General features: G+C 53.0%; 24 protein-coding genes and 1 tRNA gene. 17 read left to right on the top strand and 8 right to left on the bottom strand.

From position 1 onward, the window contains the following. Window positions 1–54 precede the first annotated feature (54 nt). Window positions 55–651, top strand: coding sequence for a nucleoid occlusion factor SlmA (gene slmA, locus OGW17_RS12105; RefSeq protein WP_012135776.1), 597 nt, complete (start codon window positions 55–57; stop codon window positions 649–651). Window positions 652–726: 75 nt separating this feature from the next. On the opposite strand, the gene pyrE is transcribed toward slmA, so the two are convergent. Together pyrE and rph are read right to left on the bottom strand one after the other, a co-directional pair. Next, window positions 727–1,368, bottom strand: a complete 642-nt coding sequence (pyrE, locus tag OGW17_RS12100; RefSeq protein WP_024131063.1) for an orotate phosphoribosyltransferase — start codon at window positions 1,366–1,368, stop codon at window positions 727–729. A 64-nt stretch (window positions 1,369–1,432) separates the two neighbouring features. After that, entirely contained in the window at window positions 1,433–2,149 is a 717-nt protein-coding gene (gene rph, locus OGW17_RS12095; RefSeq protein WP_071259174.1) for a ribonuclease PH, read from the bottom strand. 125 nt (window positions 2,150–2,274) lie between these two features. Between rph and OGW17_RS12090 the strand changes: the two genes are divergently transcribed. Together OGW17_RS12090 and OGW17_RS12085 are read left to right on the top strand one after the other, a co-directional pair. Continuing rightward, window positions 2,275–3,138 carry a YicC/YloC family endoribonuclease gene (locus OGW17_RS12090; protein WP_012135780.1) on the top strand — a complete coding sequence of 288 codons (864 nt, stop codon included), beginning with the start codon at window positions 2,275–2,277 and terminating at the stop codon, window positions 3,136–3,138. Window positions 3,139–3,395: 257 nt separating this feature from the next. Further along, window positions 3,396–4,013 (top strand): trimeric intracellular cation channel family protein, encoded by a 618-nt coding sequence (locus OGW17_RS12085; RefSeq protein WP_012135781.1) that lies wholly within the window; start codon window positions 3,396–3,398, stop codon window positions 4,011–4,013. Here the strand turns inward: OGW17_RS12085 and ligB are convergent. After that, window positions 4,010–5,692, bottom strand: a complete 1,683-nt coding sequence (gene ligB, locus OGW17_RS12080; RefSeq protein ID WP_071259169.1) for an NAD-dependent DNA ligase LigB — start codon at window positions 5,690–5,692, stop codon at window positions 4,010–4,012. The two genes, OGW17_RS12085 and ligB, sit on opposite strands and share 4 nt — an antisense overlap. Window positions 5,693–5,948: 256 nt before the next feature. Here ligB and gmk point away from each other — a divergent pair, with 256 nt between their 5' ends. The 9 genes from gmk to OGW17_RS12035 all read left to right on the top strand — a co-directional run bounded on the left by gmk (window position 5,949) and on the right by OGW17_RS12035 (window position 16,850). Then, window positions 5,949–6,572 carry a guanylate kinase gene (gene gmk / locus OGW17_RS12075; RefSeq protein WP_071259166.1) on the top strand — a complete coding sequence of 208 codons (624 nt, stop codon included), beginning with the start codon at window positions 5,949–5,951 and terminating at the stop codon, window positions 6,570–6,572. Between the two features lie 54 nt (window positions 6,573–6,626). Further along, window positions 6,627–6,902: a DNA-directed RNA polymerase subunit omega gene (gene rpoZ / locus OGW17_RS12070; RefSeq protein WP_000135058.1), complete on the top strand. Its 276-nt coding sequence runs from the start codon at window positions 6,627–6,629 to the stop codon at window positions 6,900–6,902. A gap of 18 nt (window positions 6,903–6,920) precedes the next feature. Then, on the top strand, window positions 6,921–9,032 hold the full coding sequence (gene spoT, locus OGW17_RS12065; protein ID WP_012135784.1) for a bifunctional GTP diphosphokinase/guanosine-3',5'-bis pyrophosphate 3'-pyrophosphohydrolase: 2,112 nt from the start codon (window positions 6,921–6,923) through the stop codon (window positions 9,030–9,032). Between the two features lie 4 nt (window positions 9,033–9,036). Next, the gene (trmH, locus tag OGW17_RS12060) at window positions 9,037–9,726 is read left to right on the top strand and encodes a tRNA (guanosine(18)-2'-O)-methyltransferase TrmH (protein ID WP_049011031.1); all 690 of its coding nucleotides are present in this window, start codon (window positions 9,037–9,039) and stop codon (window positions 9,724–9,726) included. A 4-nt stretch (window positions 9,727–9,730) separates the two neighbouring features. Then, on the top strand, window positions 9,731–11,812 hold the full coding sequence (gene recG, locus OGW17_RS12055; protein WP_071259163.1) for an ATP-dependent DNA helicase RecG: 2,082 nt from the start codon (window positions 9,731–9,733) through the stop codon (window positions 11,810–11,812). Between the two features lie 103 nt (window positions 11,813–11,915). Next, window positions 11,916–13,307 (top strand): xanthine/proton symporter XanP, encoded by a 1,392-nt coding sequence (xanP, locus tag OGW17_RS12050; RefSeq protein ID WP_024131065.1) that lies wholly within the window; start codon window positions 11,916–11,918, stop codon window positions 13,305–13,307. A gap of 121 nt (window positions 13,308–13,428) precedes the next feature. Then, the gene (locus OGW17_RS12045; protein ID WP_071259161.1) at window positions 13,429–15,138 is read left to right on the top strand and encodes an AsmA family protein; all 1,710 of its coding nucleotides are present in this window, start codon (window positions 13,429–13,431) and stop codon (window positions 15,136–15,138) included. A 249-nt stretch (window positions 15,139–15,387) separates the two neighbouring features. After that, window positions 15,388–15,482, top strand: a tRNA-Sec gene (locus OGW17_RS12040). A gap of 162 nt (window positions 15,483–15,644) precedes the next feature. Continuing rightward, entirely contained in the window at window positions 15,645–16,850 is a 1,206-nt protein-coding gene (locus OGW17_RS12035) for a tyrosine-type recombinase/integrase (RefSeq protein WP_191638681.1), read from the top strand. Window positions 16,851–16,886: 36 nt separating this feature from the next. Here the strand turns inward: OGW17_RS12035 and OGW17_RS12030 are convergent, their stop codons facing one another. Then, window positions 16,887–17,975 carry a helix-turn-helix domain-containing protein gene (locus tag OGW17_RS12030; RefSeq protein WP_191638682.1) on the bottom strand — a complete coding sequence of 363 codons (1,089 nt, stop codon included), beginning with the start codon at window positions 17,973–17,975 and terminating at the stop codon, window positions 16,887–16,889. Next, window positions 17,959–18,588: a hypothetical protein gene (locus OGW17_RS12025; protein ID WP_045142713.1), complete on the bottom strand. Its 630-nt coding sequence runs from the start codon at window positions 18,586–18,588 to the stop codon at window positions 17,959–17,961. The genes OGW17_RS12030 and OGW17_RS12025 overlap by 17 nt, the downstream gene beginning before the upstream one ends. A 216-nt stretch (window positions 18,589–18,804) precedes the next feature. Between OGW17_RS12025 and arsR the strand changes: the two genes are divergently transcribed. The 5 genes from arsR to arsC are packed head-to-tail and all read left to right on the top strand — an operon-like array spanning window position 18,805 to window position 23,109. Then, window positions 18,805–19,155: an As(III)-sensing metalloregulatory transcriptional repressor ArsR gene (arsR, locus tag OGW17_RS12020; RefSeq protein WP_286452209.1), complete on the top strand. Its 351-nt coding sequence runs from the start codon at window positions 18,805–18,807 to the stop codon at window positions 19,153–19,155. A 47-nt stretch (window positions 19,156–19,202) separates the two neighbouring features. Next, complete coding sequence (arsD, locus tag OGW17_RS12015; protein WP_000855179.1) at window positions 19,203–19,565, top strand: arsenite efflux transporter metallochaperone ArsD; 363 nt, start codon at window positions 19,203–19,205, stop codon at window positions 19,563–19,565. A 17-nt stretch (window positions 19,566–19,582) separates the two neighbouring features. Beyond that, a complete protein-coding gene (gene arsA, locus OGW17_RS12010) occupies window positions 19,583–21,334 on the top strand; it encodes an arsenite efflux transporter ATPase subunit ArsA (RefSeq protein ID WP_286452207.1) in 1,752 nt (583 codons plus the stop codon). Window positions 21,335–21,381: 47 nt separating this feature from the next. Continuing rightward, complete coding sequence (gene arsB, locus OGW17_RS12005; RefSeq protein WP_063448273.1) at window positions 21,382–22,671, top strand: arsenite efflux transporter membrane subunit ArsB; 1,290 nt, start codon at window positions 21,382–21,384, stop codon at window positions 22,669–22,671. Between the two features lie 12 nt (window positions 22,672–22,683). After that, window positions 22,684–23,109, top strand: coding sequence for a glutaredoxin-dependent arsenate reductase (gene arsC / locus OGW17_RS12000; RefSeq protein WP_017880248.1), 426 nt, complete (start codon window positions 22,684–22,686; stop codon window positions 23,107–23,109). A 34-nt stretch (window positions 23,110–23,143) separates the two neighbouring features. Here the strand turns inward: arsC and OGW17_RS11995 are convergent, their stop codons facing one another. The 3 genes from OGW17_RS11995 to OGW17_RS11985 all read right to left on the bottom strand — a co-directional run bounded on the left by OGW17_RS11995 (window position 23,144) and on the right by OGW17_RS11985 (window position 25,945). Further along, window positions 23,144–23,680, bottom strand: coding sequence for a GNAT family N-acetyltransferase (locus tag OGW17_RS11995; protein WP_057057331.1), 537 nt, complete (start codon window positions 23,678–23,680; stop codon window positions 23,144–23,146). A gap of 124 nt (window positions 23,681–23,804) precedes the next feature. Then, the gene (gene arsA / locus OGW17_RS11990; protein ID WP_286452204.1) at window positions 23,805–25,562 is read right to left on the bottom strand and encodes an arsenical pump-driving ATPase; all 1,758 of its coding nucleotides are present in this window, start codon (window positions 25,560–25,562) and stop codon (window positions 23,805–23,807) included. Between the two features lie 20 nt (window positions 25,563–25,582). Further along, window positions 25,583–25,945: an arsenic metallochaperone ArsD family protein gene (locus OGW17_RS11985; protein WP_063448276.1), complete on the bottom strand. Its 363-nt coding sequence runs from the start codon at window positions 25,943–25,945 to the stop codon at window positions 25,583–25,585. Window positions 25,946–25,977 lie beyond the last annotated feature (32 nt).

Genomic DNA, 25,977 nt, shown 5'->3' with positions numbered 1-25,977 from the left:
TCATAGTGTGGATGCTCGCCTGGCAAGTGCTTATTTTCAGGGGTATTTTGTAACATGGCAGAAAAACAAACTGCGAAAAGGAATCGTCGCGAAGAAATACTTCAGTCTCTGGCGCTGATGCTGGAATCCAGCGATGGAAGCCAACGCATCACAACAGCGAAACTGGCAGCCTCCGTCGGCGTTTCTGAAGCGGCGCTGTATCGCCATTTTCCCAGTAAGACTCGCATGTTCGATAGTCTGATTGAGTTTATCGAAGACAGTCTGATTACCCGTATCAATCTGATCTTAAAAGATGAGAAAGACACCAGCGCGCGTCTGCGTTTAATTGTGTTGTTGATTCTGGGCTTCGGCGAACGCAACCCAGGCCTGACGCGTATCCTCACCGGTCATGCGTTAATGTTTGAACAAGATCGCCTGCAAGGACGGATTAACCAGCTGTTTGAGCGCATTGAAGCGCAGCTGCGTCAGGTTCTGCGGGAAAAAAGAATGCGCGAAGGCGAAGGGTACGCCACGGATGAAACCCTGCTGGCAAGTCAGTTGCTGGCGTTTTGTGAAGGGATGTTGTCCCGCTTTGTACGCAGCGAGTTCAAATACCGCCCAACGGACGATTTCGACGCCCGCTGGCCGTTGGTTGCTGCGCAATTGCAGTAACAGCGTAGCCGGATGGCGGCGATGCCTTATCCGACCTTACAGGCCCGGTAAGCGCTACGCCGCCGGGCAATTCACTTAAACCCCGTACGCTTCCCGATACGCGCGCACTGCCGCCAGATGTTCCGCCATCTCTGGTTTTTCTTCCAGATACGCAATCAGGTCTTTCAGCGTGATAATCGAGATCACCTGACACCCGTAATCGCGTTCCACTTCCTGAATTGCGGAAATCTCGCCACGGCCACGCTCCTGACGATCCAAAGAAATCAGCACCCCCGCCAGACTTGCGCCATTCGCCTGAATAATCTCCATCGATTCACGAATTGCAGTACCCGCAGTGATCACATCATCCACCAGCATCACGCGTCCCTGTAATGGGCTCCCGACCAGACTTCCGCCTTCACCGTGGTCTTTGGCTTCTTTACGGTTAAAGCAGTACGGCAGGTCTTTGTCATGGTGTTCCGCCAGTGCCACAGCGGTGGTCGTCGCAATCGGAATACCTTTATAGGCCGGACCAAACAGCAGATCGAAATCGATACCCGAATCCACCAACGCTTCGGCATAAAAACGTCCCAGCAGAGCCAGATCGCGCCCGGTATTAAACAGCCCGGCGTTGAAGAAATAGGGGCTTTTGCGCCCGGATTTCAGCGTAAATTCGCCAAACTTTAGTACCTGCTTGTTAAGCGCAAACTCAATAAACTGGCGCTGATACGGTTTCATGGATTCGCTCCTCATTTCACTTTATTACAGACAAAAAAAAGGCGACTCGCTGGTCGCCTTAAAATCAATTTTCTAACGCCGCTTTCTGCGTCGCTACAATGGATTCGATTCCCCCTCGGGCTAATGCCAACAAGGTAAGGAGTTCTTCGTGACTGAACGGCTCGCCTTCTGCCGTTCCCTGCACTTCAATAATTCGACCGTCTTCGGTCATTACCACGTTCATATCGGTTTCAGCCGCGGAGTCTTCAATGTACTCCAGATCGCAGAGCGCTTCACCATTCACGATGCCGACGGAAACCGCAGCCACCATCCCTTTCATCGGGTTGGTTTTCAGCTTACCGTTCGCGACCAGCTTGTTCAGCGCATCGGCCAGCGCAACACAAGCCCCGGAGATAGATGCAGTACGCGTACCGCCGTCCGCCTGGATCACATCGCAATCCAGAGTGATAGTAAACTCGCCAAGCGTTTTAAGATCGACAGCAGCGCGCAGCGCGCGGGCGATCAGACGCTGGATTTCCATCGTGCGGCCGCCCTGCTTGCCTTTCGCCGCTTCACGCGCGTTACGAGTATGCGTAGCGCGTGGCAACATGCCATATTCTGCGGTGATCCACCCCTGGCCCTGCCCTTTCAAAAAGCGCGGTACGCCTTCTTCGATGGATGCCGTGCACAGCACTTTGGTATCTCCAAATTCGACCAGCACCGAGCCTTCAGCGTGTTTTGTATAGTTACGGGTCAGGGTTACGGGACGCACCTGATTAGCGCTACGGCCTGCTGGACGCATATTGAGATCTCCGGCTTGAAACGAATGTGGCTGCGCATTATACGGACTTCCGGCGGTTATTCCTATCCTGACAAGGCATGGATGGCTATAATCCTTCCATCTCTCCTTTAAAAACAGGAACGTCTATGATCCGCAGTATGACCGCCTATGCCCGGCGTGAAATCAAGGGTGAATGGGGTAGCGCTACCTGGGAAATGCGCTCGGTAAACCAGCGTTATCTGGAAACGTATTTTCGTCTGCCGGAACAGTTCCGTAGCCTTGAACCTGTTGTACGCGAACGCATTCGTACACGCCTGACGCGCGGAAAAATCGAATGTACTTTACGCTTTGAACCCGATGCCAGCGCGCAAGGCGAACTCATTCTGAATGAGAAGCTGGCAAAGCAGCTCGTTGCCTCTGCGAACTGGGTCAAAATGCAGAGCGATGAAGGGGAAATCAACCCGGTAGATATCCTGCGTTGGCCGGGCGTCATGGCCGCCCAGGAACAGGATCTGGACGCGATTGCCGCAGAGATCCTCGCCGCGCTGGACGGGACGCTGGATGACTTCATTGTCGCCCGGGAAACCGAAGGTCAGGCTTTGAAAGCACTGATTGAGCAGCGTCTGGAAGGCGTCAGCGCTGAGGTAGTGAAAGTCCGCGCCCATATGCCGGAAATCCTGCAATGGCAGCGCGAACGTCTGGTAGCAAAACTGGAAGACGCACAGGTACAACTGGAAAATAACCGTCTGGAGCAAGAGCTAGTGCTGATGGCACAGCGCATTGACGTGGCGGAAGAGCTGGATCGTCTGGACGCGCACGTCAAAGAAACCTACAACATCCTGAAGAAAAAAGAGGCGGTTGGCCGTCGTCTGGACTTTATGATGCAGGAGTTCAACCGCGAGTCGAACACGCTGGCCTCCAAATCCATCAATGCTGATGTCACCAATTCTGCAATTGAGCTGAAAGTATTGATCGAGCAAATGCGCGAGCAGATCCAGAACATCGAGTAAACCTCATTCCCACGTAGCCCGTCGCGATGCGATGGCGCTACGTGCTTCCTTTACACTCCGTACTGCCCTCGCCACTTTCGGATTATTTTTTCTTATCCATTTTCTAATCCATTAAAAATGAATAACGCATAAATAGCGGATGAATCGCAATATCCGCATAAACTATAGTTATTAAAATTGCTTCACCTTAGAAAATCTCAATCGTGATATTACGCACAAATCGTTAGTCTCTGCCCTCAGTAAACCAGGGGGAAGACATGCTGTTACACGTTCTCTACTTAATTGGCATTACTGCCGAAGCCATGACCGGGGCGCTCGCTGCGGGTCGACGCCGCATGGATACATTTGGCGTTATTATCATTGCTACCGCGACAGCAATTGGCGGAGGTTCCGTTCGCGATATTCTGCTCGGTCACTATCCGCTCGGTTGGGTACAGCACCCTGAGTACGTGATTATTGTCGCTTCTGCTGCGGTTCTGACGACGATCGTCGCCCCTGTAATGCCTTACCTACGCAAACTGTTCCTTGTACTTGATGCGCTGGGCTTAGTGGTCTTTTCTATTATCGGCGCTCAGGTTGCGCTGGATATGGGGCATAGCCCGGTCATCGCTATTGTGGCGGCTGTCATTACCGGCGTATTTGGCGGCGTATTGCGTGACATGTTCTGCAAACGTATTCCGCTGGTCTTCCAGAAAGAGCTGTATGCTGGTGTTTCCTTTGCGTCTGCCGTGTTGTACATCGCGCTACAACACTACGTATCCAACCAAGACGTCGTGGTTATCTCCACGCTGGTTTTTGGCTTTACCGCTCGCTTGCTGGCGCTGCGTCTCAAACTTGGCCTGCCGGTGTTTTACTATCGCCACGAAGGTCACTAAGGGCTAAAGCCGTTAATATGCCGGGCAGCCAGCCAGTTGCCCAGCGCCCGTATTTCCGGGTTATCCCGCCACTGGATAACCCGCCTGGCGCGCCCCTCCCCTGTCGTCGGAAGCTGTTGCCAGTATTCTGCCGTGCGTGCCAGTAACTGCCCCCATGAACGATCGCCGCTGGCCTTAAGCGCCCCCTGCGTTAACGGTATGCCCATCGCCATCACCCAGCGGATAAATGGCCGATGCCGCACCAGGTTAAACTGATGCCACAATTGCTTGCTTTTTTCTTTACTAAACCCAGGTGTCGCCTGTAGTTGTTCCTGCGTTAACGCGAGCCAGGAGAAAATATGCTCGAAACGATGCGCCTGGTGAAGCACACGCCATCCTGCTTCCCCCATCCCGTCAACCTCCAGCGCCTCCTTCGACCCCAGCCAGACCAGCCTGGCGATGAACTGCTCCTGGCATACCTCAGTCGCATAAAAACAGGTTAATGCGTTATAGCGATTCCCCGGCGGTGCGGGCTTATCCCGTTGAGTGCTACGCCAGACAACCTTATCAATACGCGGAATCCCCTGTCCGGCAAGGCTGACAAGAATGTGGTCACCTGGCGCAATGTCCCACTCCGCCCAGCGCCTGACAGACCCTACATTTACGCGCTTCACCCGTTTATCATCCAGCATCACTGGCGCAAGCGACGCCACAACCGAGATTTTCCCGCTCTTGCCGACAGCGAACTGAACCCCGGTGACTTCAGCCACTTTCGCGACCGGAGGATACTTCCAGGCAGCCAGCCAGTCACCCTGCCCAGGCATCCAGTGTCTGGCCTCGGGTTCTTTACCCGTTCTTACCACGACTCCATCGGTAACGAACGGTAATCCCGTTGTCCACCATGCTGTACGCACGCGTTCAACATCATCAGCGCTTTTCACCGGTTGAGAATATTGTTGTGCAAAGCCAAATCCTGCCCCGGACAGTTGACGCAAGCGTTCAGGCATCGTTGCCGGGCCATCAGGCCATGCCCAGATGAAAACAGACAGCGACTGGAGCGACGAGGTGTTATTCTGGCGCATCATCATTCCGGCGACCTTCGAGCGGGCATTCATTCCTCCCATTTGTCGCTGAATATGGTTGTCGCGCAGCAAAAAAATCTCACCCTGCAACGTGCTATTGGCAAGCGCGCCTTTTGTGCTTTGCGGTACTGCGGGTATTAAACGCACCTTCTGCGTCCAGTCCTCGCCTTTAAGCCCGCTTCCCCGGCTAATCGCGCTGACCAGGCGCCCATCCCGGTATACGAGAGTAACCGCCACTCCATCCACTTTCGGTTGCACCCACAAATCGCTGCGCTTACGCATCCACTGCTGCACCGCCTGTTTGTCCGCAAGCTTTCGCACACCCGTATGCGGAACAGGATGGGGCAATGAGCCACTCACTGGCGGCGCCAGTTCTGCCCCGGTATCACCGCCAAAGCAGCGTTGCCACTGCACCAATTGCGCGCTGAGCTGATCGTAAACGCTATCTTCTACCGCACTAACCCCCTGCTGCCAGTAACTGTCGTTCCACTGGGCGAGCTGCTGCTGTAGCCGGGCGATTTCATCATTCGCTCTGGCTGGCGACCAGTCAGGGCAAGCCGCCCATACCGGGAAATGCCACAGCAACAGACTCAGCACGATGCTTTTCCCTCTTCTCATCAGTACCTCCGCTGTAGATTGCGGGCCAGGTATAACGCAGGGGGTCATCAAAACCGAGAGGCAAAAAGCGATCGTGCGAACACGCTTCCAGACATTTTCATTGATTGCAGTAACTACACGGTAAATCAGGAAACAGGTACGCAAAACGCAATAAACTGACGCAAAAAGTGTGACAAAGGCTACGTCACATAGCGGCGACGTGTATAATAAGCTCGTATGTAGGCTCTCTTTCGATAATCACATACATAAGATACTCATGGCTCAAGGCACGCTTTATATTGTTTCTGCCCCCAGTGGCGCGGGTAAATCCAGCCTGATTCAGGCGTTATTAAAAACCCAACCGTTGTATGACACCCAGGTTTCTGTTTCACACACCACGCGCGCGCCGCGTCCGGGGGAAGTGCATGGCGAGCATTATTTCTTTGTCGATCATCATGAGTTCAAAACCATGATTGGCAGAGATGCGTTTCTGGAGCACGCTGAAGTGTTTGGTAACTATTACGGCACATCGCGTGAAACCATTGAGCAAGTGCTGGCAACGGGTGTGGATGTTTTTCTGGATATCGACTGGCAGGGCGCGCAGCAAATTCGTGAGAAGATGCCGCAAGCGCGCAGTATCTTTATTTTACCGCCATCCAAAATTGAGCTGGACCGCCGCCTTCGCGGGCGCGGTCAGGATAGCGAAGACGTAATCGCAAAACGTATGGCGCAAGCTGTTGCAGAAATGAGCCATTACGCCGAATATGATTACCTTATTGTGAATGATGATTTCGACACCGCCCTGGGCGATCTGAAAACCATTATTCGCGCCGAACGTCTGCGCATGAGCCGCCAAAAGCAGCGTCATGACGCTTTAATCAGCAAACTGTTGGCAGACTGAACCCACTTTCAGTATTATGCCCAGTCATTTCTTCACCTGTGGAGCATTTTAAATATGGCACGCGTAACTGTTCAGGACGCTGTAGAGAAAATTGGTAACCGTTTTGACCTGGTACTGGTCGCCGCGCGTCGCGCTCGTCAGATGCAGGTAGGCGGCAAGGATCCGCTTGTACCGGAAGAAAACGATAAAACTACCGTAATCGCGCTGCGCGAAATCGAAGAAGGTCTGATCAACAACCAGATCCTCGACGTCCGTGAGCGCCAGGAACAGCAAGAGCAGGAAGCCGCTGAATTACAAGCCGTTACCGCTATTGCTGAAGGCCGTCGTTAATCACAAAGCGGGTCGCCCTTGTATCTGTTTGAAAGCCTGAATCAACTGATTCAAAACTACCTGCCTGAAGACCAGATAAAACGTCTTCAGCAGGCGTATCTCGTTGCACGTGACGCTCACGAGGGTCAGACACGTTCAAGCGGTGAACCCTATATCACGCACCCGGTTGCGGTAGCCTGTATTCTGGCCGAGATGAAACTCGACTATGAAACACTGATGGCTGCGCTGCTGCATGACGTGATTGAAGATACTCCTGCGACCTACCAGGACATGGAACAGCTTTTTGGTAAAAGCGTTGCAGAGCTGGTAGAAGGGGTATCCAAGCTTGATAAGCTTAAGTTCCGCGATAAGAAAGAAGCGCAGGCTGAAAACTTTCGCAAGATGATTATGGCGATGGTGCAGGATATCCGCGTCATTCTCATCAAACTTGCCGACCGCACTCACAACATGCGCACGCTGGGCTCATTACGCCCGGATAAACGTCGCCGCATCGCCCGTGAAACCCTTGAGATCTACAGTCCGCTGGCGCACCGTTTAGGTATTCATCACATTAAAACCGAGCTGGAAGAGCTGGGTTTTGAAGCGCTGTACCCAAACCGCTATCGCGTGATTAAAGAAGTGGTAAAAGCCGCTCGCGGCAACCGCAAAGAGATGATTCAAAAAATCCTCTCTGAGATCGAAGGGCGTTTGCAGGAAGCAGGCATTCCGTGTCGCGTGAGTGGGCGTGAAAAGCATTTGTACTCTATCTACTGCAAAATGGTGCTCAAAGAGCAGCGTTTTCACTCCATCATGGACATCTACGCCTTTCGCGTGATCGTACATGATGCCGATACCTGCTATCGCGTACTCGGCCAGATGCACAGCCTGTATAAGCCGCGTCCAGGGCGAGTAAAAGACTATATCGCCATTCCAAAAGCGAACGGCTATCAGTCTTTACACACTTCAATGATCGGCCCGCACGGCGTTCCGGTTGAGGTACAAATCCGTACCGAAGACATGGACCAGATGGCGGAAATGGGGGTTGCGGCGCACTGGGCTTATAAAGAGCACGGTGAAACCAGCACCACCGCGCAAATCCGCGCCCAGCGCTGGATGCAAAGCCTGCTGGAGCTGCAACAGAGCGCCGGTAGCTCGTTTGAATTTATCGAGAGCGTTAAATCCGATCTCTTCCCGGATGAGATTTACGTTTTCACACCGGAAGGGCGCATTGTTGAGCTGCCTGCCGGTGCCACGCCGGTCGACTTCGCCTATGCCGTACATACCGATATCGGTCATGCCTGCGTAGGCGCGCGCGTCGACAGGCAGCCATACCCGCTGTCACAGCCGCTCACCAGCGGTCAGACCGTCGAAATTATTACCGCCCCTGGCGCACGCCCGAATGCGGCATGGCTTAACTTTGTCGTCAGCTCAAAAGCTCGCGCCAAAATTCGCCAACTGCTGAAGAACCTCAAGCGTGATGATTCCGTCAGCCTGGGGCGCCGTCTGCTCAACCATGCCCTCGGCGGCAGCCGTAAACTGGCTGAAATCCCGCAGGAGAACATCCAGCGCGAACTGGAGCGTATGAAGCTCGCAACGCTGGACGATCTGCTGGCGGAAATTGGTCTGGGCAATGCGATGAGCGTGGTGGTGGCGAAAAATCTTCAGCAAGGCGAAGCCGCCGCACCTGCCACAACGCAGTCCAATCATGGGCATTTGCCGATTAAAGGCGCGGATGGCGTGCTAATCACCTTTGCGAAGTGCTGCCGCCCGATTCCAGGCGACCCGATCATTGCGCACGTCAGCCCAGGTAAAGGGTTAGTGATCCACCATGAATCCTGCCGCAACATCCGTGGTTACCAGAAAGAGCCAGAGAAGTTTATGGCTGTGGAATGGGACAAAGAGACGGAGCAGGAGTTCATCACTGAAATTAAGGTGGATATGTTTAATCACCAGGGGGCGCTGGCCAACCTGACGGCGGCAATCAACACGACGACCTCCAATATTCAGAGTCTGAATACGGAAGAAAAGGATGGTCGCGTCTATAGCGCCTTTATTCGCCTCACCGCGCGTGACCGTGTTCATCTGGCGAATATCATGCGCAAAATCCGCGTGATGCCGGACGTGATAAAAGTCACCCGTAACCGAAACTAGTTTTATGAACTTACAGCGTTATGCGCGTATCTGCGAGATGCTCGCCAGGCGTCAGCCTGATCTGACGGTCTGCATGGAGCAGGTCCACAAACCTCATAATGTCTCGGCGATCATTCGCACCGCCGACGCAGTAGGCGTACACGAAGTTCACGCCGTCTGGCCGGGCAGCCGTATGCGCACCATGGCGTCGGCGGCAGCGGGCAGCAATAGCTGGGTACAGGTGAAAACCCACCGTACCATCGGCGATGCGGTCAGCCACTTGAAGGGCCGGGGCATGCAGGTTCTGGCGACTCATCTCTCTGATAAAGCCGTTGATTTCCGCGAAATCGATTACACGCGCCCAACCTGCATCCTGATGGGTCAGGAGAAAACCGGCATCACCCAGGAAGCCTTAGACCTGGCGGATCAGGACATCATCATCCCGATGATCGGCATGGTGCAGTCACTTAACGTTTCCGTCGCTTCCGCTCTGATTCTCTACGAAGCGCAGCGCCAGCGGCAGAATGCAGGCATGTACCTGCGTGAAAACAGCATGCTGCCGGAAGACGAACAGCAGCGCCTGCTGTTTGAGGGCGGCTATCCGGTGCTGGCGAAAGTCGCCAAGCGCAAAGGTCTACCCTACCCTCATGTAAACATGCAGGGTGAGATCGAGGCCGACGCCGCCTGGTGGTCCACGATGCAGGCGGCAGGGTAATCACATGAAAGGCCGTTTGCTGGATGCCATCCCGCTCAATTCCTTAACCGGCGTTGGCGCGGCGCAAAGCAGCAAACTGGCGAAAATTGGCCTGCACACCGTGCAGGACCTCCTGTTGCACCTTCCCCTGCGTTATGAAGATCGCACCCATCTTTACCCGATTGGCGAACTGCTGCCGGGCATTTACGCCACTGTTGAAGGCGAAGTGCTGAACTGCAATATCACCTTCGGCGGTCGCAGGATGATGACCTGCCAGATTAGCGATGGCTCCGGCATTCTCACCATGCGCTTTTTCAACTTCAGCGCGGCAATGAAAAACAGCCTGGCGACCGGGCGGCGCGTACTGGCCTATGGTGAAGCCAAACGCGGGAAGTACGGCGCGGAGATGATTCACCCTGAATACCGCGTGCAGGGCGATCTCAGCACGCCGGAGCTTCAGGAAACGCTCACACCCGTTTATCCGACCACCGAAGGCATTAAGCAAGCCACGCTGCGTAAGCTCACCGACCAGGCGCTGGACCTGCTTGATACCTGCGCCATTGCCGAACTTCTGCCGCCTGAACTTGCGCAAGGAATGACGAGCCTGCCGGAAGCCTTGCGCACGCTGCATCGCCCACCACCGTCGCTACAGCTTAGCGATCTGGAAACCGGGCAGCATCCGGCGCAGCGACGCCTGATTCTGGAAGAACTACTGGCGCATAACCTGAGCATGCTGGCGCTGCGTGCCGGCGCGCAGCGTTTTCACGCCCAGCCGCTTAGCGCGAACGATTCACTGAAGAATCAGCTGCTGGCCGCATTGCCGTTCAAACCAACGGGTGCGCAGGCGCGCGTGGTGGCGGAGATCGAACGTGACATGGCGCTCGATGTGCCAATGATGCGTCTGGTGCAGGGCGACGTCGGTTCCGGTAAAACGCTGGTCGCCGCGCTGGCTGCGCTACGCGCCATTGCGCACGGCAAACAGGTGGCGTTGATGGCGCCGACAGAACTGCTGGCCGAGCAGCATGCCAGTAACTTCCGCAACTGGTTTGCACCGCTTGGTATTGAAGTGGGTTGGCTGGCAGGTAAACAGAAGGGGAAAGCGCGCCTGGCGCAGCAGGAAGCCATCGCCAGCGGGCAGGTACAGATGGTGGTCGGCACCCACGCGATTTTCCAGGAGCAGGTACAATTTAACGGGCTGGCGCTGGTGATTATCGATGAACAGCACCGCTTCGGCGTCCATCAACGTCTGGCGCTGTGGGAAAAAGGTCAGCAGCAGGGGTTCCACCCGCATCAGTTAATCATGACCGCAACGCCGATCCCCCGCACCCTGGCAATGACCGCCTATGCCGATCTCGATACCTCCGTGATTGATGAGCTACCGCCGGGTCGCACACCTGTCACTACCGTTGCCATCCCGGACACCCGTCGTAGCGATATTATCGATCGCGTCCGCAATGCCTGTACCCAGGAAGGCCGCCAGGCATACTGGGTCTGTACGTTGATTGAAGAGTCAGATTTGTTAGAAGCCCAGGCTGCGGAAGCGACATGGGAAGAGCTCAGGCTCGCCTTACCGGAGTTGAAGATTGGTCTGGTTCATGGGCGGATGAAACCCGCAGAGAAGCAGGCGGTGATGGCGGCCTTTAAGCAAGGTGAGCTGCACCTGCTGGTCGCGACAACGGTGATTGAAGTCGGGGTGGATGTCCCCAACGCCAGCCTGATGATTATCGAAAACCCGGAACGGTTAGGTCTGGCGCAATTACACCAGTTGCGTGGACGCGTGGGCCGTGGCGCGGTGGCCTCCCATTGCGTACTGCTCTACAAATCACCGCTTTCGAAAACCGCGCAGAAGCGCCTTCAGGTCTTACGGGACAGCAACGACGGCTTTGTAATTGCGCAAAAGGATTTAGAGATTCGCGGCCCTGGTGAACTGCTGGGTACGCGTCAGACGGGTAACGCCGAGTTCAAAGTGGCGGATTTGCTGCGCGATCAGGCCATTATCCCGGATGTTCAACGCATCGCCCGTCACATTCACGAACATTATCCGCAACAGGCAACCGCCCTGATTGAACGCTGGATGCCCGAAACCGAGCGTTATTCCAACGCCTGATAACCCCTGCCCGAGACCGTTTGTAAAATTTATAAATGCAATCGTTTGCTTTTACCATCTGGTCAGATAAAATCACCGCTTTTCCACCATGGGATTGCCTCTGATGTCTGTTAACACCGTCGAGTCGGCAAATGCGCAACCGGTTGCGCAGACGCAAAACAGCGAACTGATTTACCGTCTTGAAGATCGCCCGCCGCTCCCTCAAACCCTGTTTGCCGCCTGTCAGCACCTGCTGGCAATGTTCGTCGCGGTCATCACGCCAGCGCTGTTAATCTGCCAGGCGCTCGGTTTACCGGCACAAGATACTCAACACATTATCAGTATGTCGCTGTTCGCCTCCGGTGTGGCCTCAATTATTCAAATCAAAGCATGGGGGCCGGTCGGTTCAGGGTTGTTATCTATTCAGGGCACCAGTTTTAACTTCGTCGCCCCGCTGATTATGGGCGGCACCGCGCTGAAAACCGGCGGAGCGGACGTCCCCACCATGATGGCAGCGCTATTCGGCACGCTGATGCTGGCAAGCTGCACCGAGATGGTTCTCTCCCGCATACTGCATCTGGCGCGCCGCATTATCACACCGCTGGTCTCCGGCGTGGTGGTGATGATTATCGGTCTGTCGCTGATCCAGGTGGGTTTAACATCCATTGGCGGCGGCTATGCCGCAATGAGCGACAACACCTTTGGCGCGCCCAAAAACCTGATGCTGGCAGGCGTTGTACTGGCGCTGATCATCCTGCTTAACCGCCAGCGCAACCCCTACCTGCGCGTGGCCTCGCTGGTGATCGCGATGGCGGCAGGCTATCTGCTGGCCTGGTTTATGGGAATGCTGCCGGAAAACACCACACCGGCAACACAAGACTTAATCATGGTGCCCACGCCGCTGTACTACGGTCTGGGCATTGACTGGAACCTGCTGCTGCCGCTGATGCTGGTCTTTATGATCACCTCACTGGAGACCATCGGCGATATCACCGCCACCTCCGATGTCTCCGAGCAGCCGGTCTCCGGGCCGCTGTATATGAAGCGCCTGAAAGGCGGCGTGCTGGCTAACGGCCTGAACTCCTTTGTTTCCGCCGTGTTCAATACCTTCCCCAACTCCTGTTTCGGGCAGAATAACGGCGTGATTCAGTTGACCGGCGTGGCCAGCCGCTATGTCGGCTTTGTGGTAGCACTGATGCTGATCCTGCTCGGCCTGTTCCCGGCGGTAAGCGGCTTTGTGCAGCACATTCCTGAACCGGTGCTCGGCGGCGCCACGCTGGTGATGTTCGGCACCATCGCCGCTTCCGGCGTGCGTATCGTCTCCCGTGAACCGCTGAACCGCCGCGCTATCCTGATTATCGCGCTGTCGCTGGCTGTCGGCCTGGGCGTTTCTCAGCAGCCGCTGATCCTGCAATTTGCGCCAGACTGGGTGAAAAACCTGCTCTCCTCCGGCATTGCCGCTGGGGGCATCACCGCTATCGTTCTGAACCTGATTTTCCCGCCAGAGAAGCCGTAAGCGAAATGCGGCGATGATCGACAATCATCGCCGCTGTAACGCTCTTTCACCATTCCCGCCTTGAGGATTGCGCGTAAATCGTGCATAACTCAGATGTGTGCACTTCGCGGGATGGAAGACCATGAAATTTATTGGAAAGCTGATTCTCTACATATTGATTGCCCTTTTGGTGGTGATCTTCGGCCTCTATTTTCTGCTGCAAACCCGCTGGGGCGCGGAGCATGTAAGCGCCTGGATATCAGAGAACAGCGGGTACAGCCTGACATTTGATGTCATGGACCACCGCTTCTCCGCACCGTCCCACGTTTTGCTTGAGAACGTCACGTTTGGCCGGGATGGCCAGCCCGCCACGTTAGTCGCGAAAACGGTGGATATCGGCCTGAGCAGTCGCCAGATAACCGATCCCCTGCACGTCGACGCCATCCTGTTGCAGGACGGCACGCTCAATATCTCCCCGCAAACCGCACCGCTTCCTGTTCAGGCTGACCGCCTGCAATTACAGAACATGGCACTTAACAGCCCGGGCGGTGAGTGGAACCTGAGCGCTCAGCGCGTTAACGGCGGCGTGGTTCCCTGGCGTCCCGAAGCGGGCAAGGTATTGGGGAATAAGGCGCAGATCCAGCTCAGCGCCGGTTCACTCACGCTGAATGATGTTCCCGCGACCAACGTGCTGATTGAAGGCAGCATTGATAAGGAACAGGTAATCTTAAGCAACATTGGCGCAGACATTGCGCGCGGCGCCTTAACCGGCGTGGCGCGACGCAACGCGGACGGCAGTTGGGTGGTGGAAAATCTGCGTCTGAACGACATCCGGCTGCAAAGCGATAAATCGCTGACCGACTTTTTTGCCCCGCTCACCGCTATCCCGTCTCTGCAAATTGGCCGTCTTGAAGTGACCGATGCCCGCCTGCAAGGCCCGGACTGGGCAGTAACCGACCTCGATCTCAGTTTGCGCAACCTGACGTTCAGCAAAGATGACTGGCAGACGCAAGAAGGCAAACTATCGATGAATGCCAGCGAGTTCATCTACGGTTCTCTGCATTTCTTCGATCCCATTCTGAATGCCGAATTCTCACCGCAGGGCATTGCGCTACGCCAGTTCACGACCCGCTGGGAAGGCGGTATGGTCAGAACATCCGGCAACTGGCTGCGTAATGGCAAAGCGCTAATCCTCGACGATGCCGCCATTGCCGGGCTGGAATACACGCTGCCGGAAAACTGGAAGCAGCAGTGGATGAAACCTCTGCCTGGCTGGTTAAACAGCCTGACGCTGAAAAAATTCAGCGCCAGTCGCAACCTGGTGATTGATATCGACCCGGCTTTCCCGTGGCAGCTCACCGCGCTGGATGGTTATGGCGCAAATCTGGGACTGGTGCAGAACCATCAATGGGGCGTATGGAGCGGGAACGCAACGCTTAACGCGGCAGCCGCGACGTTTAACCGTGTGGACGTGCGTCGCCCCTCTCTGGCGCTGGCGGCAAACAGCAGCACAGTTAACATCAACGAGCTGAGCGCATTTACGGAGAAGGGGCTGTTAGAAGCCACGGCCAGCGTTTCACAACTCCCCCAGCGCCAGACAAAAGTCAGCCTGAACGGACGCGGCGTGCCAATGAACGTCTTGCAGCAATGGGGATGGCCTGCGCTGCCCATTTCCGGCGACGGCAACATCCAGCTTACCGCCAGCGGTAATATCCAGGCGGACGCCCCACTGAAGCCAACGGTAAACGGCCAGTTGCACGCGGTAAACGCCGATAAACAGCAGGTGACGCAAACAATGCGGGCAGGCGTTGTGTCAGGAGCGGAAGTCACGCAACCACAGCCTGCGCAATAGTGTGTTTTGCCCGGTGGCGCTACGCTTACCGGGCCTGTGACAGGTTTTCTCACGAAACGTCGCATGGACGCTATGTGAACTCATAATTCCCAAAAGATATGAAAACAGGTAACTCATGGATTTTGTGAAGATTTATATGAAACCGATCATGGTAAGGCGAAAGGCTGATGAAAAAAGTGAGAGGGGGGATGTGGAAACCTTGAGAAAGTAGCTATAATGCGCCCCGCCTCCATGTAGCAATGTGGGCGCGGAAGATCGTCGTCTCCGGTGAGGCGGCTGGACTTCAAATCCAGTTGGGGCCGCCAGCGGTCCCGGGCAGGTTCGACTCCTGTGATCTTCCGCCAATTAGCCTCTACTGAACTCCACTGTCTCAAGTAAATCCCCTATAATACCCCCAATTACTGCTAATTATGTTCTCCCGAGTTCAACTGTCTCCACCAGAATCAAGTGCATTCTGGGGGCATAATGGGGGGCATGATTTATAGCCCCATTTTGAGATGCCCCCAATGAAGCTAACAGTCAGACAAATCGACACAGCCAAGCCCAAAGAGAAGCCGTACAAGCTATCTGATGGTGGAGGCCTCTACCTTGAAGTAACCACCAACGGCTCACGCTATTGGCGTTTAAAGTATCGTTATGCGGGTAAAGAAAAGCGCCTTGCTTTCGGCGTTTATCCCGAGGTTTCTCTCGCTCAAGCACGCGAAAAGCGTGATGCTGCGAAAAAGCTGCTGTCTGCTGGAAGCGATCCCAGTGAAGTAAAGAAAGCAGAGAAAATTGCCCAAAAGCTTAACTATGAAAGTACCTTCGAAGCTATTGCCCGTGAATGGCATCAGTTGAGAGCGGATCGTTGGTCATTACGCTATCGCGATGAAATTATTGATACCTTTGAAAAGGATATTTTTCCCTACATCGGTAAGCGCCCTATAGCTGAAATTAAGCCCATGGAATTGCTGGAAACCCTTCGTCGTATGGAAAAGCGTGGTGCATTAGAAAAGATGCGCAAAGTCAGACAGCGCTGCGGTGAAGTATTCCGTCATGCGATTGTGACCGGACGCGCTGAATACAATCCAGCACCCGATCTCGCCACAGCCCTCGCAACACCAAAGAAAACACATTTTCCATTCCTGACAGCCGAAGAACTCCCTCACTTTCTTAGGGATCTTGCCGGTTACACCGGTAGCGTTATTACCAAGACTGCGACTCAAATCATCATGCTTACAGGGGTACGAACTCAGGAATTACGTTTTGCCCGCTGGGAGGATATCAATTTTGAAAAGCGGCTTTGGGAGATCCCTGCTGAAGTGATGAAGATGAAACGACCACACATCGTTCCGATGTCGGATCAGGTTGTCGAGCTCTTTGAGTCACTTAAACCTATTACCGGGCTATACCCACTGGTATTCGTCGGACGTAACGATCGAACGAAGCCGATCTCAAAGGAAAGCGTTAATCAGGTTATTGAGTTATTGGGATATAAAGGAAGGCTGACAGGACATGGTTTCCGCCACACGATGAGTACCATACTCCATGAAGAAGGTTTTAACTCAGCGTGGATAGAAACGCAGCTAGCCCATGTGGATAAGAACGCGATACGTGGGACTTACAACCATGCGCAGTATTTGGAGGGGCGTAGGGAGATGATGAAGTGGTATGCCGACTACGTTAGCTCTCTGGCAGAAGCTTCATTTTTACAAATTAAAACAGTAGGTTAAGCAATAGGCTGAGCGTTATTGCTCAGCCCTAAATGATTAATTTACCAGCCGTAAATGTTGGTTTTGAGCTCCCAAAGCATACAGACGTATAACCTCGGGAAGGAATAAATTGAAGATGGATGCAAGTTCGCTTTGGTCATACCCTAGCTCGTCTTTCGTATGATCAATTATTGCGTTCAGTAATGTTGGTGTTTCACCGTTTACATCGAGTTTTACAGGCTCATCTATTTTGTAACGTTTAATGGACATTTGCCGCCAGATCCAATCGCTTTGACCTGCCGTAATCGCTTTTAGCGTTTTTGCTCTATAGAACAACGCAGCCATTGAAGTCCGCCAAAATGGTTTAAGGGCAGCGGCTTTTTCGATACTGATATTTCGTAAATCGTTATAAATATCAGAGGCGGGCATAAGCAATTCTGCAGCAAAAGCGTTGGCTTCGTCCTCCATCGTTGGAGTGGGAGCCCGGTGCATCACTAAATGACCCAGCTCATGGGCTAGAGTAAATCTGTACCTATCAACTGGCTGATTTTTATTTATAAAGATTAATGGTGGTAGCCCCGCCACTTTGTAACTTAGCCCTGAAAGTCCAGTATCTTCCATATCGCAATCAATGATAATGATGCCTGCTCTTTCCAGTACCTCAACAAGGTTTTTTATCGGCCCACGTGGGATATGCCACGCAGTACGGACATTACGAGCAATTTGTTCGATATTTTCTTCGTAGTCTTCAGGATCGTAGTAAGGGAGCTCATATTCGGGCTCGAACTCAACGAACTGCAACAGCTTTCTGAGATGAGCAATACGTACATTTACTTCAGCAACAAGTTTATCCAGCACTTTCATGCTGACAGATGCTTTTTTACGGTACATCGGGTTTGCACTGATTGGTCCACCATAAAGCCTTTCTGACATCATGAAAAAATCGATGGGACAGTTAAGCGCTTCCGCAATACTGCGGATTTGGTCTTCAGTTGCAGATTTAAGCCCTTGTTCAATTTTGGACAACGTACCTTGAGACAGGGCTACACGATGAGCCAAATCCTTTTGGCTCATACCCAACATTTTCCGACGCAACTCAATCATCTCTGGGCGTACGGTGGCTGCTGACTTAATCTCCACGACCATTTTCTACCTTCGGTTCTGTCTTTCTAACCCGTTTCGGTTTCACAACACTTTTCGCAGGTGAAACACTTTTTGTAACAGGCTGAGGTTGGGGTATGTTCACTTCAAGCTCGTGTACAGGCAAGTCGTACAGATTTTCATCTGTTATATCAATTGCCCATGCAACAAATTTCCCGTTGCGCTGAGTAAGGACGATTTTATCAATTCCTACACAGTCGTCACTAAGTATGTAAAGTAGCTCTAATCGAATCAGACCACCAAACATGTCAATTTCAGGGTTGTGGAAATCCAATGCTCTTTGCGTCGGATAGTTAGAAGAGCGAAGGCTCTTATCCCCTTTTTTGATTCTCACAAAATAGCGATCCTGAATCAAAAATCCCACTTGATGAGGCATCTTTACGTACTTAATACCTTCAATTTCTGCAGCTTCAATCTGGTCCTTCAAAAAAAATAAGGCATCGTTTCGGAGCACAGCCGAGCGCACTCGTTTGTCGACCAGGCGACGGGCAATATCGTTTTGAATCCAGTTTTTCCAAGCATTATCGAAAACAGAAGTTAGGGTGTTGTAGTAAGGACGGCATACTAAATGGGCTTCTTCTTTATTGATTAAAGACATAGAGGATCTCGAAAAATTTATTGTGAAATGTCACTATGAAGGATAGAACTCAACAACATTTTTTACAACAAAATATTCCAATTTTAATTCCATTGAAGAATAACTTCTTGTTTTTGTTGTTTATTTTTTTAATTTATAAGTCACATATGAAAAAACGAATATGTTATTGCTATCTTTTTAGATTGGCTTATCCTAGAAAGAAACAAGGTTGAAACTATGACGCTGACTTCTTTATTGCTTTTTAAAACCCTCTCCGATGAAACTCGGCTGGGCATCGTGTTGCTGCTTAGAGAGATGGGAGAGCTATGCGTGTGCGATCTATGTACGGCGCTGGAACAGTCTCAGCCCAAGATTTCACGCCATCTGGCAATGCTCCGGGAAAGTGAACTTTTGCTGGATCGCAAACAGGGCAAGTGGGTTCATTACCGCCTGTCCCCTCATATTCCTTCCTGGGCCGCTCAGGTGATTGAGCAGGCCTGGTTAAGCCAACAGGACGACGTACAGGCCATCGCCCGTAAGCTGGCATCGGCAAACTGCTCTGGTAGCGGTAAGGCTGTTTGCATCTAAAAAATTTGCCTGAACATATATGATTTTACGAATGTGAGGTATTTAGAATGAAGACGTTAACGGTGTTTGACCCGGCAATGTGCTGCAGTACCGGCGTATGTGGCTCAGATGTCGATCAGGTTCTGGTTGATTTTTCTGCTGATGTGCAGTGGCTGAAAGGACGTGGCGTACAGGTTGAACGTTACAACCTGGCGCAGCAGCCCATGAGCTTTGTTCAGAATGAGAAAGCGAAAGCATTCCTCGAAGCATCTGGAGCAGAAGGGCTTCCGCTACTGCTGTTGGACGGTGAAACTGTGATGGCAGGGCGATACCCAAAACGTGCTGAGCTGGCTCGCTGGTTCGGTATTCCGCTGGAGAAGGTAGGGTTAGCTCCCACCAGCTGCTGTGGTGGTAATACTTCCTGTTGCTGAATATGTCAGGAGGACATATGAAATTCTTACAGAATATCCCGCCTTACCTGTTTTTTACTGGCAAGGGAGGCGTAGGAAAAACTTCCATTTCCTGCGCGACGGCTATCCGCCTTGCCGAACAGGGTAAGCAGGTTTTGCTGGTCAGTACCGATCCTGCCTCGAATGTCGGCCAGGTATTCGACCAAGCTATCGGTAACAACATTCGCCCTGTGACAGCAGTTCCTGGGCTTTCTGCTCTGGAGATTGACCCGCAGGAAGCCGCCCAGCAATACCGCGCCAGAATTGTTGATCCTATCAAAGGTCTTCTGCCAGATGACGTTGTTAACAGTATCAGCGAGCAGCTTTCAGGAGCCTGTACCACTGAGATTGCGGCGTTTGACGAGTTCACCGGCTTATTGACAGACGCTACCCTGCTGACCCGCTTCGATCACATCATTTTTGATACAGCGCCGACGGGCCACACGATTCGCCTTCTCCAGCTTCCCGGTGCCTGGAGTAGCTTCATTGAAAGTAATCCAGATGGTGCTTCCTGTCTTGGCCCAATGGCCGGGCTGGAAAAGCAGCGTGAGCAGTATGCTCATGCAGTAGAGGCGTTATCCGATCCTGAACGTACCCGCCTGGTTCTGGTTGCACGACTGCAAAAATCGACGCTGCAGGAAGTCGCCCGCACCCATGAAGAACTGGCTGCAATTGGCCTGAAAAACCAATACCTGGTGATTAATGGTGTGCTGCCTAAAGCCGAAGCTGAACATGACGCCCTGGCCGCTGCGATATGGCAACGTGAGCAGGAGGCACTGGCAAATCTTCCTGCCGGTTTATCTGAGCTACCGACAGATACCCTATTACTACAGCCAGTCAATATGGTTGGTGTGTCCGCATTGAAGGGACTGCTGGATATCCATTCTGAGGCGTTACCGCTCCCGGCAACGAACGCTCTGTACATGCCTGAAAACTTATCGCTCTCTGGCCTGGTCGAGGATATCGCTCGCAGTGAACACGGCCTGATTATGCTGATGGGCAAAGGTGGCGTAGGGAAAACCACGATGGCTGCGGCTATAGCCGTCAGGCTGGCAGACATGGGATTTGACGTGCATCTCACGACCTCTGATCCTGCTGCGCACCTGAGTACAACGCTGAACGGCAGCCTCAAAAACCTGCAGGTCAGCCGCATCAACCCTCACGATGAAACCGAACGCTATCGTCAGCATGTCCTTGAGACGAAGGGAAGAGATCTGGACGAAGCAGGGAAACGGCTACTGGAAGAGGATTTACGCTCTCCCTGTACTGAAGAAATTGCCGTGTTTCAGGCCTTTTCCAGGGTGATTCGTGAAGCGGGTAAACGGTTTGTTGTCATGGATACTGCCCCTACGGGGCACACGCTTTTACTGCTGGATGCGACCGGGGCTTACCACCGAGAGATTGCCAAAAAAATGGGGAGTAAAGGTCATTTTACTACCCCAATGATGCAGCTTCAGGACCCGGAACGCACCAAAGTTCTGCTGGTTACGCTTCCTGAAACCACACCGGTGCTGGAAGCGGCAAACCTGCAGGCTGACCTCGAGAGAGCGGGGATTCATCCGTGGGGCTGGATTATCAATAACAGCCTTTCCATTGCGGATACGCGTTCTCCGTTGCTTTGCCAGCGTGCTCATCAGGAACGGCCTCAGATTGAGGCTGTTAAGAATCAGCACGCTGACCGTATAGCGCTTGTTCCGGTGCTGGCGTCAGAGCCCGCCGGTATTGAAAAGCTCAGAGAGTTGATGAGTTAATTTTTTGGCATATACAGGGCGACAAAGTCGCCCTGTCAGGAGGTTTTATGTTACTGGCAGGCGCTATTTTTGTCCTGACCATTGTTTTGGTTATCTGGCAACCGAAGGGATTAGGGATCGGCTGGAGTGCAATGCTGGGCGCGGGACTGGCTCTGATATCTGGCGTTGTGAATGTGGGAGATATTCCAGTGGTGTGGAATATCGTCTGGAACGCGACGGCGACCTTTATTGCCGTAATTATTATCAGCCTGCTGCTTGATGAGTCCGGTTTTTTCGAATGGGCAGCGCTGCACGTTTCCCGCTGGGGTAACGGTCGTGGACGTTTGCTCTTTACGTATATTGTTCTGCTCGGTGCGGCGGTGGCGGCACTGTTCGCCAACGATGGTGCGGCACTTATTCTAACGCCGATAGTCATCGCCATGCTGCTGGCACTAGGGTTCAGCAAAGGCACCACGCTGGCATTCGTCATGGCTGCGGGTTTTATTGCCGATACGGCCAGCCTGCCGCTTATCGTGTCGAACCTGGTGAATATAGTCTCGGCGGACTTCTTTGGACTGGGCTTCACTGAGTATGCGTCGGTAATGGTGCCGGTGGATATTGCCGCTATTATCGCCACGCTGGTGATGCTGCATCTGTTCTTTCGCAAAGACATTCCGCCAACGTATGACCTGGCTCTGCTGAAAGAACCGGCGAAAGCGATAAAAGATCTGGCAACCTTCAGAACCGGCTGGATAGTCTTAATTCTTCTGCTGGTTGGGTTCTTTGTCCTTGAGCCGCTCGGTATTCCCGTTAGCGCGATTGCGGCTGTTGGAGCTGTGATCCTGTTTGCAGTAGCTAAACGAGGCCATGCTATTAACACTGGCAAAGTGCTGCGCGGTGCGCCATGGCAGATCGTCATCTTCTCATTGGGGATGTACCTGGTGGTCTACGGTCTGCGCAACGCCGGGCTAACCGAATACCTTTCAGGTGTGCTGAACGTACTGGCGGATAAAGGACTCTGGGCTGCGACGCTGGGTACTGGCTTCCTGACGGCTTTCCTGTCTTCCATCATGAACAACATGCCTACCGTGCTGGTTGGCGCTCTTTCTATCGATGGAAGCACTGCAACTGGCGTTATTAAAGAGGCGATGATCTACGCCAATGTGATTGGCTGCGATCTGGGCCCGAAAATTACACCTATTGGTAGCCTGGCAACGCTGCTCTGGCTGCATGTCCTTTCACAGAAGAATATGACCATCACTTGGGGATACTATTTCCGCACCGGGATCGTCATGACTCTGCCTGTGCTGTTTGTAACGCTGGCCGCGCTGGCGCTACGTCTCTCTTTCACTTTGTAATGAGATACTGATATGAGCAACATCACCATTTATCACAACCCGGCCTGCGGCACGTCGCGTAATACGCTGGAGATGATCCGCAACAGCGGTAATGAACCGACCGTTATTCATTACCTTGAAAATCCACCGTCACGCGATGAACTGGTCAAACTTATCGCAGATATGGGGATTACAGTACGGGCGCTGCTGCGTAAAAATGTCGAGCCTTATGAAGAACTGGGGCTTGCCGAAGATAAGTTTACTGACGATCAGTTAATCGATTTTATGCTTCAGCATCCGATCCTGATTAACCGCCCGATTGTGGTGACACCGTTGGGAACGCGCCTTTGCCGCCCTTCCGAAGTGGTACTGGATATTCTTCCGGATGCGCAAAAAGGTGCATTTGCTAAGGAAGACGGCGAGAAAGTTGTTGATGAAACAGGTAAGCGATTGAAATAAACATAAAGGGGGCAGACGCCCCCTTATTCCTGCCTCAAGGCATAAGATCTGAACCTTCTGGCAGAGTACTATTCCCTTCACCAAGTTTCATTTGCAGCAAAACCGTGTCAAGCCAGCGGCCATGTTTGAAACCAATGTCCTTTAATGTGCCTATTTCAGTAAATCCTGCGCGGATATGCAGCGCAACAGAAGCAACGTTAGCGCTGTCACCCACAACAGCAATCATCTGACGATATCCCTGAGATTCGGCCCATTTTAATGCATGGTCGAGCAGTGCTTTTCCGACGCCCTGGCGCTGATAAGCCGGATCAATATATATCGAATTTTCAACCGTGAACCGATAAGCATGGCGTTCGCGGTAACGGGAAATATAACAGTAGCCAATGATCGTATCGCCCTGCAGGGCGACATACCATGGGAATCCCCGAGACTGAATGCTCCTCAGTCGGTTAAGCATTTCCTGCGTATCCGGAGGTTCGGTTTCGAAGCTACCTGTACCATGCAGAACATGGTAAGCATAGATATTGCGTATCGCGGTAATGTGCTGTTCTTCAGCTTTGATAATGTGCATCGAATTGCTCCAGTAATGGTGTTTTACAAACTACCGAAATTCGCGACAGCAGGTTAAGCACTTAAGCTTATAATCTGTATAAGCAAAAGTTTGGCTACAGAAGATGGGGCCGCAGCCCCATCTATTAGCCTGCCATTTTTGCCAGCAGAGCCGCACCCACTGGTTCTTCGTTCTGCAGTGGTGTTAATGCAATACGCTTTGCAAACTGCTCTGTAACGTCATTTATCAGCGGCAGTTCGCGACTGGCTCGGGTTACCAGGAACGGTGAGGACGGTTTCGCAGCAGCCAGACTGCTATTGATTACCCATGCCCATGGTTCAATTTCAGCCCGACGCAAATCCTGCTGCAGGTTTGCTGCTTCCAGTACAGGTGTCGTTTCGGCAAGCGTCACGATAATCACCTTCGTCTTCTCCGGGTCCTGCAATTGCATCATTGGTGTCATCACATGGTCATGTGTTTGCCCCATCTGGCGCACCATTTCCCGGTGATAGGCCCCTGTTGCATCCAGTAGCAGAAGCGTATGACCCGTTGGCGCGGTGTCCATAATGACAAAATGATCGTCTGCCTCTTTGATGATCCGCGAGAATGCCTGGAAGACGGCGATCTCTTCAGTACATGGTGAGCGGAGATCTTCCTCCAGCACCGCCAGCCCTTCTGCATCTAACCCTTTCCCCTGATTTTCCAGAACAAAGCGACGATAGCGTTCAGTCTCTACTTTCGGGTCAATACGGCTGACCTGAAGGTTTGGTATCGAGCCATCCAGCGTATAAGACAGATGTGCTGCCGGATCTGACGTCGTCAGATGGACTTTATGACCGCGTTTTGCCAGAGATACCGCCACCGATGCTGCAACAGCCGTTTTGCCGACCCCGCCTTTACCCATCGTCATTACCAGACCTTTACCTGTCAGGCTGAGTTCATCCACCAGCGAGGCAAGTTTTGGTAAATCCAGAGTGTTCAGCGTGGTAGCTGGGAGAGACATCGAGGCTTCGCTCTCTGTAAATAACCCACGCAGGGCTTCGAGACCGACCAGATTAAATGGCTTCAGATACAGCTGCGAGCGGGGAAGGTTCGCCAGATTCTCTGGCATAGCAAGTAGCGCTTTTTCCTCCCGAGCTAAAATACTTTGCGCCAGCGGATCATTTTCACCCACAAATGGCGGCAACACACCATTAATGGCAAGGTGTTGATGCCGCAAACCGATAGCAGACAGCTCATCATGCGTATGGGAAACCTCTTTCAGTGTCGAAGCCTGGGCGCGGGCAACCAGAACCAGACGCGTGAGTGCAGCATCAGAGAGCGCCTTAACCGCATCTGAGTACTGGTGCTGTTGTTTCTCCAGCCCCACCAGCGGCCCGAGGTTAGCGGCGGCATCGGGGTTCGCTTCCAGATAACCGCTCCAGGCTCCCGGCAGCTCAAGCATGCGGATGGTGTGACCGGTTGGCGCGGTATCAAATACGATATGGTCATATTTTTCCCGCAGCTCATGATTGGTCAGTAGACCGGTAAACTCATCAAACGCAGCGATTTCCGTGGTGCATGAGCCAGAGAGCTGTTCTTCAATACTGCTGACCACATCGGCTGGCATCAGCCCGCGAACCGGGTCGAGTACGCGGTCACGATAAGCCTGTGCTGCAGCCATCGGATCAACTTCCATCGCGGCAAGATTTTCTACGGTGCTGATATCTGTGATTCGGTGGCCGATAGTCTGGCTAAAGACCTGGCCGACATTGGAAGCCGGATCGGTACTCACCAGAAGCGTTCTCTTACCCTGATCGGCCAGCCATACCGCAGTAGCACAGGCCAGAGATGTTTTACCCACGCCACCTTTGCCAGTGAAGAAGATGAACGGGGGAATGTCTTTTAAAAATGGAATATTCATCAGTAATAGCTCCTCTGGAATTAAGGCATACGTGGAATGCTGCAGCAGCGTGGTTGCGTGTTGTCTTCACTCCAGTCCTGAGTAAGCGGAATACCTGACCAACGGGCGATATCTTCACGCGTCGGGAGTTTGCCTGCCATCACGAGCTTCCCATCGAGCAAGGTGACGGGGAGGGACTCCATTCCTGATGTGTTCAGGAACTCTTTGATGACGGGGGTATTCAGGAACTGCTGTGGGTTCTTCGCAAGGCTGTAGCGCTGAATATCAACGCCATTCTTTTTCGCCCATTCGGCGTTGGCGTTCCATTTGACGGCATTGTCGCTGACCACAACGCTGCTGGTTGCGCAGCAGCCTGCTGCTTCAAAGATCTCAATTTTTGACATGGACTGTTTACCTCAGTGTTTAGTCATTTGGC

This window comes from Citrobacter sp. CK181 (assembly GCF_030333595.1).
GTDB classification, from domain to species: domain Bacteria; phylum Pseudomonadota; class Gammaproteobacteria; order Enterobacterales; family Enterobacteriaceae; genus Citrobacter_B; species Citrobacter_B koseri.
Note: the sequence above shows the minus strand (reverse complement) of the source record. Positions and strands in the feature narration are given on the sequence as shown.

Bases quoted from the DNA above. Each gene is read 5' to 3' on its own strand.
- slmA (WP_012135776.1), top strand. From the start codon at position 55: ATGGCAGAAAAACAAACTGCGAAAAGGAATCGTCGCGAAGAAATACTT.
- OGW17_RS12090 (WP_012135780.1), top strand. From the start codon at position 2,275: ATGATCCGCAGTATGACCGCCTATGCCCGGCGTGAAATCAAGGGTGAA.
- OGW17_RS12035 (WP_191638681.1), top strand. From the start codon at position 15,645: ATGAAGCTAACAGTCAGACAAATCGACACAGCCAAGCCCAAAGAGAAG.
- arsB (WP_063448273.1), top strand. From the start codon at position 21,382: ATGTTACTGGCAGGCGCTATTTTTGTCCTGACCATTGTTTTGGTTATC.
- xanP (WP_024131065.1), top strand. From the start codon at position 11,916: ATGTCTGTTAACACCGTCGAGTCGGCAAATGCGCAACCGGTTGCGCAG.
- gmk (WP_071259166.1), top strand. From the start codon at position 5,949: ATGGCTCAAGGCACGCTTTATATTGTTTCTGCCCCCAGTGGCGCGGGT.
- trmH (WP_049011031.1), top strand. From the start codon at position 9,037: ATGAACTTACAGCGTTATGCGCGTATCTGCGAGATGCTCGCCAGGCGT.
- OGW17_RS12030 (WP_191638682.1), bottom strand. From the start codon at position 17,975: ATGGTCGTGGAGATTAAGTCAGCAGCCACCGTACGCCCAGAGATGATT.
- arsA (WP_286452207.1), top strand. From the start codon at position 19,583: ATGAAATTCTTACAGAATATCCCGCCTTACCTGTTTTTTACTGGCAAG.
- OGW17_RS12025 (WP_045142713.1), bottom strand. From the start codon at position 18,588: ATGTCTTTAATCAATAAAGAAGAAGCCCATTTAGTATGCCGTCCTTAC.
- arsC (WP_017880248.1), top strand. From the start codon at position 22,684: ATGAGCAACATCACCATTTATCACAACCCGGCCTGCGGCACGTCGCGT.
- OGW17_RS12045 (WP_071259161.1), top strand. From the start codon at position 13,429: ATGAAATTTATTGGAAAGCTGATTCTCTACATATTGATTGCCCTTTTG.
- OGW17_RS12085 (WP_012135781.1), top strand. From the start codon at position 3,396: ATGCTGTTACACGTTCTCTACTTAATTGGCATTACTGCCGAAGCCATG.
- recG (WP_071259163.1), top strand. From the start codon at position 9,731: ATGAAAGGCCGTTTGCTGGATGCCATCCCGCTCAATTCCTTAACCGGC.
- OGW17_RS11995 (WP_057057331.1), bottom strand. From the start codon at position 23,680: ATGCACATTATCAAAGCTGAAGAACAGCACATTACCGCGATACGCAAT.
- arsD (WP_000855179.1), top strand. From the start codon at position 19,203: ATGAAGACGTTAACGGTGTTTGACCCGGCAATGTGCTGCAGTACCGGC.
- OGW17_RS11985 (WP_063448276.1), bottom strand. From the start codon at position 25,945: ATGTCAAAAATTGAGATCTTTGAAGCAGCAGGCTGCTGCGCAACCAGC.
- rpoZ (WP_000135058.1), top strand. From the start codon at position 6,627: ATGGCACGCGTAACTGTTCAGGACGCTGTAGAGAAAATTGGTAACCGT.
- pyrE (WP_024131063.1), bottom strand. From the start codon at position 1,368: ATGAAACCGTATCAGCGCCAGTTTATTGAGTTTGCGCTTAACAAGCAG.
- ligB (WP_071259169.1), bottom strand. From the start codon at position 5,692: ATGAGAAGAGGGAAAAGCATCGTGCTGAGTCTGTTGCTGTGGCATTTC.
- arsA (WP_286452204.1), bottom strand. From the start codon at position 25,562: ATGAATATTCCATTTTTAAAAGACATTCCCCCGTTCATCTTCTTCACT.
- rph (WP_071259174.1), bottom strand. From the start codon at position 2,149: ATGCGTCCAGCAGGCCGTAGCGCTAATCAGGTGCGTCCCGTAACCCTG.
- arsR (WP_286452209.1), top strand. From the start codon at position 18,805: ATGACGCTGACTTCTTTATTGCTTTTTAAAACCCTCTCCGATGAAACT.